Here is a 10,677-nt window from a genome sequence, read left to right as displayed (position 1 = left end):
TCATCCACATATTTAACTTTGGAAACTGCTTCGGACAGGTCAACTGGAACTATTTTATTCCCCTGCAAACTTACCATCTTTCCAAACTCCCCCTTGTGCACCAGATCCACAGCCGCTATTCCAAAACGAGTCCCTAAAACTCTGTCAAAAGCTGTGGGTGTGCCTCCTCTCTGAATATGGCCCAGAATCACAAATCTGGTCTCAAACCCGGTTCTTTTCTCTATCTCGGTGGCTAACAGTTTTCCAATTCCTCCCAGCCTCACATGCCCGAATGCATCTAAACATTCGTCCTGCACTATGAAACTCTCCTTCTTTCTATCCTCCTCATCCAGCGCAACCTTAGCACCCTCAGCTACCACCACGATGCTGAAATCTTTCCCTCGCGCATGCCTTTTACAAATAGCTTCGCAGACCTTATCTAAATTCACCGGTTTCTCCGGGATTAAAATTATATCCGCACCCCCGGCTATTCCGGCCTCGATGGCTATCCAGCCGGTGTGCCTGCCCATAACCTCCACCACCATCACCCGGTTATGAGACTCGGCTGTGGTGTGCACGCGGTCTATTGCTTCCATTGCGGTATTCACCGCGGTATCAAAACCGAAAGTATAATCGGTCATGGCTAAATCATTGTCTATGGTCTTGGGCACGCCCACTATCTTCACACCTGCCTTATGGAGTTTAGCCGCAACCCCTAAGGTATCCTCACCTCCAACTGCAATCAGAGCATCCAGCCCCATCCTTTTTTTATTCTCTATCACCCTTCTTTCCCCGTCTTTTTCCTTGTAAGGGTTGGTGCGGGACGTTTTGATGATAGTTCCCCCGCGATGCAAAATACCGGAGACCTTGTCCAGAGCTAACTCCTCGGTCAGCCCTTCTACCATAAGACCTCTCCAGCCTTCCAGTATTCCTATCACCTCTGAATTATAGAAAAGAATCGACTTTCTTACTACCGCCCGGATGACTGCATTCAAGCCCGGGCAATCCCCTCCACCTGTCAAGATACCGATCTTCATCTTCATTCACCTCTCTATGAGTCGAATCCGTCTCAGGCGAATTCGAACATTTCGAAAAATTAAAATTTCAATATAAAATTTTTCCGGTGGCTGTCAAGATAAATAATCTAACTGTCAAGCCAATTTAGACTTTTGAAAAGTAATCACGCAGGGCTGGTCCGCCTTTGGCGGACTGCCTACGAGTTCAAGAGGAGAGAGTCTTCGTAGGTCGGGCACCTTGCCCGACTGACCCTGCAATTTTTTTCAGAGACCTATAATACAGTAAGATATATCGGCAGATTGAATTGGTTAGGTTATTCTTTGGGGTTAAGCAGACTTTTCCCGTCCTAATATATTTTTGAGTGAAACCAGGTCTGGCAGAACGAGATCAGGCTTTATTCCTGATTGGAAATCAGGCTGTAACTTATCCCGGTCGGGTGAAATCCATCCCGCTCTCATCCCACATCTTTTTGCTCCGAGGACATCGCTTTCCAGCTCATCTCCTATATGCAAAGCTGTACCGGGCGAACTATCCAGCAATTTCAGGGTACGGTAAAAAATTTCCGGACTGGGTTTGCGTATTTTAAGTTCATCCGAGAAAGTCAAAACTCTGAAAAACTTGGAGATATTTCTTCTCCTGAGCACCTCTCTTAAAACTCTTCCAGGCGTTCTGCCAGTATTGCAGATGAGGCCTATTTTATAGTTTTTTTTAAAAAGATAACTTAAAGTCTCCTTGCTTCCCTCTATAAGGTTTGGCAGTTCTGAAAAGATTGCTTTTGCCAAAACCTCTTCCAACTCACTTAAGACATTTTCAGTCAAATCTTGAAATTCAGGATTCCCCAGGCATTGGAGGATTATCTGAACCTGTTCTCGGGTGGAAATATCCTCGTTCCTGTCCCGGATAGGTTTATATATCTCAAAGCTTTTATCATAGGCTTTCTCGATTTCTTCCCTGGACACATTTCTCCCTGTCTGTTTCAGCACCGAGTGAAATCCATCTATCCTCTCATTCTTATATTTCAGATTGTCCTGCGGCGAGTTATAGATTAAGGTATTCCACAGGTCAAAGGTAATTGTATCTATCATCTTTTCCCTTGTAGTTGCCCAATTTATTGGGTTGTTTAGCTCGATGAATCAAGCAACTACGCTTGTTCTTATCCTCGTAGGGGAGGGGCTTGCCCCCTCCCGTCATTCGGGAGCCCACAAGGGGCTCCCCTACAAACTAAAAAATGTCAACTACATTTTTTGTTCTGTAGCTGTTTTTTCGTTGTTTCCTTACCTGCGACGAAAAAAATAAAACTGGACAGAACAATGTTCTGTCCCTACAAAAAAAAATTACCTGAAGAAGTAAATTTGATTTTGTTATAACGAATCTTCAACTCTTCTTCAGACTTATCACATGCTCGCAGAACCTTCCGCCTGAGGGGATAGATTCGGTGATCTTATAGGAGAGGTTTTCGCCCAGCGATTCAATCAGGGTTTTCTCCATCGTGGTATGAGCCTCGCACAGCTTGGGGTCATCGAAAGGATAGGGGCATTTGAAAAGCCGGATTACCATTTTATCATCTGAAAACTCAGTTACCTCTCCCTGGCAGTTGATCATCTCAAACACACGTATCAGGAAAAGTCCGGCAGATTTGACATCATCCGGCTTGACCCTTTTCTTGCCCCGTTCTGCAATCTCCTTACCGTAGGTTTCGCTGATTTCGTGGATAAGGTCCAGTCCAGATTGCCCGAATTTCTGATATATTCCTTTGTAGATGGTGTGAATTCTCTGGAGCAGTCCGGTTGTGGCACTTCTGTATTTTTCATCTATGGGTATGTCCTTGAAATATACACCTTCAGGAATCTTAATCAAAATCTCCTCTTATTTAGCCTTTTTAGTAAGGCAAACCTTTAGGGTGTGTTGCAAAAACCCTCGCTGTCATTCTGAGGGAGTCCCCTAAGGGGACGACCGAAGAATCCTCCTCCTTTGAATACAGATTCTTCCCCCCTACGGGGGTCAGAATGACACTTTGTTAGTTACGGCAGCACTTTGTAGACGATATCGTGGTCCCTGACCCTGTCCTTCACTTTTATCCCGATCGAATCCCCGGGCTTTGCCTCTGGCACGCTCTGGTGCTCGATCTGAATTGAATCGACATCCTGCTCAATATCTGTAGTATGTCCCTTGATGTGGATTTTGTCACCTACTTTCAAAACCCCTTTAGTGATGTCTATGGCTGCCACGCCGATCTTGGAAAAGTAGCTGGCTACTTTTCCTATCTCCTCTTCTGGCATCTTTTCCCCTCCTTAATATGAAGGTTTATATCCCCCCGGCTATGGTTACCCTGTGAACCCCTCCTAAATCCCCGTAGGAGGAAAAAGCATAATCGAATTTATATTTTTTCCAGTTGATCCCAAAGCCAAAAGAAACGCCAGCCCACTTATCCTTATCCAGGCCGGTCTTGTAGTTTTCCCCAAAAGAGGTCCAGCCCACTCGCAGGAAAAGAGGCTTTAAATAGGTCAGCTCTCCTCCCAGGCTAAAGTAAACATCGTTGTCAAACGGTACGGATACGTCCCCAGTCACTAAGAGCGGCACCTCCTTCAAGCTGTGAGAGATGCCTAATTTCACCACTGTGGGAAGAGGGTCTTTATGGCTGGAGGAAAACCCTTTAAGCTGGAAACCTAAGTTATGCACTACTGCTCCGAACCTGGTCCGCTCGTCTTTGTGCTGATAGAATCCGCCCAAGTCTAAGGCTAATGCATCTGAGGAATGATTTTGAGCACCCTCGCTCTCAACGATGAACTTGACATTAGCTCCCAGGTCGAATCTGGGTTTAATCTTTCTGGCATAGGAGAAAGCGAAAGACAAGTCAGCAGCTCCAAAGGTCCCCAGGCTTTTTCCATAATTATCCGTCTGCTCCATCGAGCCATAGTTGAAATAGTTTATGGATAAGCCTAAAACCACCTTTTCTGAATAGGGATGAATATAACCCACAAATCCGGACTGGATGTCAGTTACATAATTGTTATAATAGGTTATAAAATGTCTGCCTTTCAACTGTAATAGGCCCGCCGGGTTGAAATAGAGAGCAGACTCATCATCTGATAACCCTACAAAAGCACCTCCCATAGCTGAACCCCTGGCTCCAACTCCGATTTTCAGGAAGGGGTAAGCCGTGGTTCCAACTTTGGAATTTGTTCCCCAGATACAGGGACTAAACAACAATAGTAATATCGCTGTTCCCAGAAGGATTTTCTTTTTTCTCATTTTCTCCTCACTTTGGACTATTTCTTTACCAAAATCTACTACACTACTTCTTATTTGTCAATAAGTTTCAGAAAGACAGGTGATAGGTAATAGGTGGTAGGTAGTAGGTTTTCCCTACCACCTATCACCCTCGACCTATTACCTGTTTTAAGCACTTACCACCCTTTAACTGTACGATTCACAATATCCTCAGTCAACTTATCAATCGCCTTGGATTTTCCATAGGCTTCTGACGAATCAGCCGGGAAGGTTCCCCAGCCCTGAAGGTTGTCTTCTTCCCAGATATTCCTGTTATGCTTTTTGTCCTCGACTGTTATCTTCACATAGATTCTGGCAATATATTCCTTTACGTTCTCGTTTTCATCAAAAGTATAAGCTTCCTTTTGATATTTCAGGATCGTGCCTCTGAGCACCGCATCCGCGATTCTCTCGTTAGCCACTTTTAGGGTATTATCCTGCACAAAAGCCAGGACTAACTTGTTAGTCAATTCCTCTCTGATCCCGTATTCCTCGGTCTGGTTTTCAAATAAAGGGATGGCGATGGTCTTGACGCCGGGCAAGCCTGCGCCGGTAAAAGAATAAGGACCGCAGGAGAGGAAAGTAGACAGTAGACAGTAGACAGCAAACAGGGAGATGAGTCGAAAACTCAGAATCCATCTGCTCATCTAACTACCTCTCCATCTTTGATGACTTTATCCACCAAATTAACTCCGTAGTGATACGGTATCTCTTTGTAATTTTTCACATCCCAGATAACTATATCCGCCTTCTTACCTCGTTCCAGACTGCCAATCGAATCTCCTTTATCTATAGCATAAGCTGAATTAACAGTAGCCGCAGTAATCGCTTCAGCCGGAGTTAGTTTCATCCTAAGACAGGCTAAGCTCAAAATGACCGGCATTGACTCCGTAAAAGAGCTGCCCGGATTAAAATCCGTTGCCAGTGCAACCGGCAGACCAATATCAATCATTTTACGTGCCGGAGGGTAATTATCTTTACCCAATCCAAAAACCGCTCCGGGCAATAAAACCGCAATTGTGCCAGACTGTTTCATCTTCTCAATGCCTGAATCAGAGATAAATTCCAGATGGTCAGCAGAGACAGCTTTGATTTCTGCGGCTAATTCTGAACCACCGAAAGGAGTCAGTTGGTCTGCGTGAAGCTTCGGTTTCAAACCATATTCCCTGGCTGTCTCCAATATCTTCCTGGATTCGTCCAGGCTGAAGACATTTTTTTCGCAGAAAACATCACAGAACAAAGCCAATTTCCTTTTCGCCACCTGTGGAATCATCTGTCTGATAAGCATATCTATATATTTCTCTTTTCTACCCTGGTATTCATCTGGTACTTCGTGTGCCCCCAAAAAAGTAGGAACTAAACTTAGAGGATGAATCTGATTTAACTTTTTAATCACTTCCAGAATCTTTATTTCATCTTTCAGGGAAAGCCCATACCCGGATTTTGCCTCAATCGTAGTAGTGCCATAAGATAAAAATCTGTTCAGACGTGGCAAAGCTAATTTTATCAACTCGTCTTTTGATAATTGCCGCACAGACCTGACGCTTGACCTGATCCCGCCGCCAGCCTGGGCAATCTCCTCATAACTTTTCCCTTTCACCCTTAACTCAAACTCCTCTTCTCTGGTCGCTCCAAAAACCGGATGAGTGTGACAATCCACAAATCCGGGAAGGACGACTTTATCTTCTGCATTGATGATTTTTGCTTTTTTGTCTATTTTGACTTTAGCTAAAATATCCTTAGTCTTTCCTGCCGCAATGATTTTTCTACCTGAAACCGCAACCGCTCCATCCTCAATTATCCCCACATCTTCCATATCCTTCCCGGTGCGAGGACCTTTTTTGTTGGAGGACAAAGTCAAAAGCTGTTTTGCATTTTTAATCAGAAGAGTGGCTTTTTTCATTTTTCGTTTCACGTCTTTCATAAGTGCCTGTCGGGTCCCCTGATCCGACAGGATCAGTTCTCCCGCCAGGTCAGGGGACCTGGAAGTCACAGGAAGGCTCGATAAATCGAGCAACTACAACCTCGTCTCCCGTCTCACACCTCACTTTTTTTAAGATTTCATCATTGGTATCTTTATCCCCTTTTCCTTTGCCACCTTGATTGCCTCTTCATATCCGGCATCCGCGTGCCTTGCCACTCCTATTCCGGGATCATTAGTCAGAACCCTTTCCAATCTCAGTTTCATCTCTTTTGAGCCATCTGCAACTATCACCATCCCGGCATGAATCGAATTTCCTATTCCCACTCCACCGCCGTGGTGCACTGAAACCCAGGAGGCACCTGAGACAGCATTTAACAGTCCGTTTAAGATAGGCCAGTCCGCGATGACGTCAGAGCCGTCTTTCATACCTTCTGTTTCCCTGTAAGGCGAGGAGACCGAGCCGCAGTCCAGATGGTCTCTGCCGATAACTACCGGGGCTTTTATCCTTCCTCTTTTTACCAGCGAATTGATAATACCCCCGAAATGCGCTCTTTCACCATAACCCAGCCAGCAGATTCGCGCAGGTAAACCCTGGAATTGAACCCTTTTTGAGGCTAATTTTATCCATCTGCACAGAGGCTCGTCCTGTTTGAACTCACGTAAAACCACTTTGTCCGTGATTTTTATATCCTCAGGGTCTCCGGACAATGCTACCCACCTGAAAGGTCCTTTGCCCAGGCAGAACAGAGGCCTGATATAGGCCGCCACAAATCCCGGAAAGTCAAAAGCATCCCCCACCCCAGCTTTTTTTGCCTGTCCCCGGATGTTATTGCCGTAGTCGAAAACTATTGAGCCGGCTTTCAAAAACCCTAACATTGCCTTAACGTGCCTTGCAATCGACTCCATCGACCTTTTGATATATTCCTCTGGATCTTCTTTTCTCAGTCTCAATGCCACCTCGTAAGGGATTCCAGCGGGAACATATCCGTTTAACTCATCATGCGCGCTGGTCTGGTCAGTTACAATATCTGGAATTATCCCTCTCCTTAAAATCTCCGGGTGAGTATCTGCACAGTTCGCCACCAAGCCGACAGAGATGGCTTTCCCCTTATTCTTTGCTTTTAAGACAACATCTAAAGCCTCATCTAAACTCTCGACCATCTTATCGCAGTAACCTTTGGATAGTCGTCTTTCGATCCTTGCTTTATCCACTTCCACGCAGAGAACCGCACCACCATTCATCGTAACTGCTAATGGCTGTGCGCCACCCATTCCTCCCATTCCACCGGTCAGGATAAATTTCCCTTTTAAATCTCCACCAAAATGCTTTTTTGCAACTGAGGCAAAAGTCTCATAAGTCCCCTGCAAAATCCCCTGGGTTCCTATGTAAATCCAGGAGCCTGCAGTCATCTGTCCAAACATTATCAAACCTAATTTTTCCAGCTCTCTGAACTTCTCCCAGTTAGCCCAGGCAGGAACCATCATTGAGTTGGAGATTAAGACTCTTGGCGCATAAGAATGGGTCTTGAAAATCCCCACCGGCTTGCCGGATTGAACCAAAAGGGTCTCATCATTTTCGAGATTTTTCAGAGCTTCAACAATCGCATAATAAGATTCCCAGTTCCGGGCAGCTTTGCCACTCCCACCGTAGATAATCAGCTCCTGCGGTTTTTCCGCAACTTCTTCGTCCAGATTATTCTGTAGCATCCTTAAAGCCGCCTCCTGGTGCCACCCTTTGCAGGATAAACTTGTTCCACGAGGAGCTTTTACCGGTTTATATTCCATAAAAACCTCCAGTCTGATAAAACAAGTCAAAAAATATCGACGGATATTTCAACAAAAGTCCAAATTAAGCCCCAACACAAAAGATGTCAATAGAAATACCTTGCTTGAAATTTTATTCTTTTATGTAAAATGCAAGCATTAAGAAAATGAAGACTATTATTAATAGGGAATTCACTTATTGAAAAGATTTCCGCCATGTCCAGATAAAAAGATATTCGAAAGCTAAAAGAGGATTCCTTATTGACCATTCAAAAATTGTAGGTTGAATAACACTTTTGGGGGTTATTATATACGATTGCTTTTTATATCCGCCGATAACTTTATAAACTATAATTTGTTCTGGTTTTCGGTTAGGATTAAAAACAAAAGTTATGTCAAATGATTCAGTCGGATTATCAACTCTATAAATAAAGCTTTCTTCTTCTTCTAAAAAACAGTCTATGAAATCAAACTCGAATTTTCTCCTAGTCCAAGTGTCTTCAGTTAAAGTTTGATCATATAAAGTTGAAATAGCGAAGCTACCACCTTCAGTCCTGATAGAATTTATTTTGCACTCTTTCCACTTTCCTTCCTGATTTAAGTAACGGAAGGATTTGAAGTTATCTACCCTTCCTGTTCCGGATAAATTTCTGTCTATGAACTCAGTAGCTTTGCCTTTGCAAGGTTTAATTACCTGATCTTTAGTAACTTGTACTAACTTACCCATACTGTCTTTGAACTCTATTTTTGTAGTATGCTTCTGTATGAGAAATGGAGATGAAGAAAGGGGAACTACCATTGTTAATCTTATCCGGGCATAAATAACTATCCCAACTATGATAGTTAGTACCGCCCCTACCCATGTTGCGTAAACATTAAAGATGAGGAACAACAATAAGATTATTATTGATATTTCAGCTGCAAAGACTACTTTCGAAACTTGCATGTTTTAAATACTTACTAACTTTGATAACCTGTTATTAAGGAGCATGACCTCTTTTAAGATATCGGACAAATCTCCTAATAAACAATTTCAAGTTTCATCAGTTGTCAAGGAAAATCTTAAAAAATATTCAGAAATGAAGTCGTTGTTAGGCAACAGTTTATGCGAACATAATTTCAATTTGCGAAATATTTATCTATGTCACTACATTAATATAGCTTTATTTCAAAATCTGTCAATCAATAATTTTTGACATAATCTCTTTATTATCAACATCTTAACTTGAATTCTAAAAAAGTTCTTGCATATTCACAATATTTTTATATTTTAAAAAAAAAGATTGATGGGCAATGTTACAAACTTTAAGGTAAATACTTAAAAAGTGTTTTCTCAAACTAATAGGTACTCAATTTTTTTGGGTAGTACTAGATTTTCAGTCATCTCATCCATAATTACTATTTTTATTGTGAGTGTATTTTCTCTTACTTATTTCTTATTCCCTTCTATACCTGCCCTGAAGCATATGAAGTGGATCATGGTTATCAAAAAACAGCTGACACAATTAATATCAGTTGAGCGTCCCGAAACAAATATAGTACCAATAAAATCTCAAATATACGAGATTCCACATGACATCAAGGATTTTATGACTCGGGCATGTGTACTTCTTTCGCTAGACTCAATTCCTGATCAGAGAGTTGGCACTGGTTTTCTTATTGAAGACTCAATTGATCGTACTCAATTATTTTTAATAACTGCACTACATAATTTCTACGAGCCGTCCTATACTGTAAGTCATAAAAAACCCTCACTTAGAGATCCAATCTATTTTTTAATCTCTTGTAAGCAGAAAGGTGAAGATAAGATAAAGGTAGAGAGAATTGAAGTAGAAAAGGCTCTTAAGTCGGGAACATTGATGATTCACCCTGATAGTGAAACATTTAATGATTTAGCAATCTATCATTTTAAGATGGAGCCTGATGTCAAATACCAATTTCTAAAAGTCACTATGCTCCAACGCTCGGAAGATTTTAAAGAGGGTGCAAAAATCTACACCTGTGGTTTTGGTGCAGGGTTTTATAACCGTGAAACCAGTCTCTTGCGACCTTTTTGTAATGAGGGCGGCATAGATATAATAGCAAATAATATAGCGAGTGATACAAATATGAGAATAATTCCTAACATACCGTTTTCAAAAGGTTATGCATTAATAGATATGGAGAGAGAGATTTTATCTGGAACAAGTGGAAGTCCAGTGTTCTTGTCCCTTTTTAATATGCGAGACACGACTCAAGTAAGACTAGCAGGTGTTTTAATCTCAGCAATTGGTGGTGTAGACCAGTACTCATTATTGGGGAAAATTGCGATAGGCGAAAAGGTAAGAGAGCTTATTGATCAATTCAATCAACAGCGGAGTAGATTCCTCCCTCTAAAGCATAACTCTTCTAAAGATTTATATTGACATTCCTTTACTACTTTTTTAAATATTTAATCTTCAATAAATCGCTTAATACAGTCTTAAGGCAGAACGCAAACTAAAGTCTGCTGCTAAATTACGTTTACCTTTTCTTTCGGTATCCAGCCGAAATTGCCATTTTTATTTTTGCACCAGAGCCACCCGTTTTCCTCTTTGATGATTTCTAATTCATCTCCTTTTTCTACGGTAAGTTCAGTAGCATCATACTCCACAACTATTTTCCCGGTATTCCCTTTTCTCTCAACATAACTTTCAGGAACCCAGCCTTTTTTCCCATTCTGATCTTCACACCACAGCCAGCCG

Annotated in this window: 11 protein-coding genes; 1 reads left to right on the top strand and 10 read right to left on the bottom strand. The window is 42.3% G+C overall.

The genetic code is table 11. The features are described from left to right. The 9 genes from MUP17_02875 to MUP17_02835 form a co-directional block, all read right to left on the bottom strand. Positions 1-1,016, bottom strand: a 1,016-nt coding sequence (locus tag MUP17_02875) for a 6-phosphofructokinase (protein MCJ7457918.1), incomplete at its 3' end; no start/stop codon positions are given. A 306-nt stretch (positions 1,017-1,322) separates the two neighbouring features. Then, positions 1,323-2,081 carry an HAD family hydrolase gene (locus tag MUP17_02870; GenBank protein MCJ7457917.1) on the bottom strand — a complete coding sequence of 253 codons (759 nt, stop codon included), beginning with the start codon at positions 2,079-2,081 and terminating at the stop codon, positions 1,323-1,325. Positions 2,082-2,370: 289 nt separating this feature from the next. Further along, positions 2,371-2,853, bottom strand: coding sequence for a hypothetical protein (locus tag MUP17_02865; protein ID MCJ7457916.1), 483 nt, complete (start codon positions 2,851-2,853; stop codon positions 2,371-2,373). A 164-nt stretch (positions 2,854-3,017) separates the two neighbouring features. Then, on the bottom strand, positions 3,018-3,275 hold the full coding sequence (locus tag MUP17_02860; protein ID MCJ7457915.1) for an EF-Tu/IF-2/RF-3 family GTPase: 258 nt from the start codon (positions 3,273-3,275) through the stop codon (positions 3,018-3,020). Between the two features lie 25 nt (positions 3,276-3,300). Next, a complete protein-coding gene (locus MUP17_02855; protein MCJ7457914.1) occupies positions 3,301-4,248 on the bottom strand; it encodes a PorV/PorQ family protein in 948 nt (315 codons plus the stop codon). 155 nt (positions 4,249-4,403) lie between these two features. Further along, entirely contained in the window at positions 4,404-4,913 is a 510-nt protein-coding gene (gene lptE, locus MUP17_02850) for an LPS assembly lipoprotein LptE (protein MCJ7457913.1), read from the bottom strand. Beyond that, positions 4,910-6,190, bottom strand: a complete 1,281-nt coding sequence (gene hutI, locus MUP17_02845; protein MCJ7457912.1) for an imidazolonepropionase — start codon at positions 6,188-6,190, stop codon at positions 4,910-4,912. The genes lptE and hutI overlap by 4 nt, the downstream gene beginning before the upstream one ends. 129 nt (positions 6,191-6,319) lie before the next feature. After that, positions 6,320-7,975, bottom strand: coding sequence for a urocanate hydratase (gene hutU / locus MUP17_02840; protein ID MCJ7457911.1), 1,656 nt, complete (start codon positions 7,973-7,975; stop codon positions 6,320-6,322). Positions 7,976-8,150: 175 nt separating this feature from the next. After that, the gene (locus tag MUP17_02835; protein MCJ7457910.1) at positions 8,151-8,900 is read right to left on the bottom strand and encodes a hypothetical protein; all 750 of its coding nucleotides are present in this window, start codon (positions 8,898-8,900) and stop codon (positions 8,151-8,153) included. A 532-nt stretch (positions 8,901-9,432) separates the two neighbouring features. On the opposite strand from MUP17_02835, the gene MUP17_02830 reads away from it, so the two are divergent. Next, complete coding sequence (locus MUP17_02830) at positions 9,433-10,359, top strand: hypothetical protein (protein ID MCJ7457909.1); 927 nt, start codon at positions 9,433-9,435, stop codon at positions 10,357-10,359. Between the two features lie 86 nt (positions 10,360-10,445). Here MUP17_02830 and MUP17_02825 read toward each other — a convergent pair. Then, the coding region (locus MUP17_02825) for an SH3 domain-containing protein (protein ID MCJ7457908.1) at positions 10,446-10,677 on the bottom strand (232 nt) is incomplete at its 5' end.

This window comes from Candidatus Zixiibacteriota bacterium (assembly GCA_022865345.1).
Lineage (GTDB): Bacteria > Zixibacteria > MSB-5A5 > MSB-5A5 > RBG-16-43-9 > RBG-16-43-9.
Note: the sequence above shows the minus strand (reverse complement) of the source record. Positions and strands in the feature narration are given on the sequence as shown.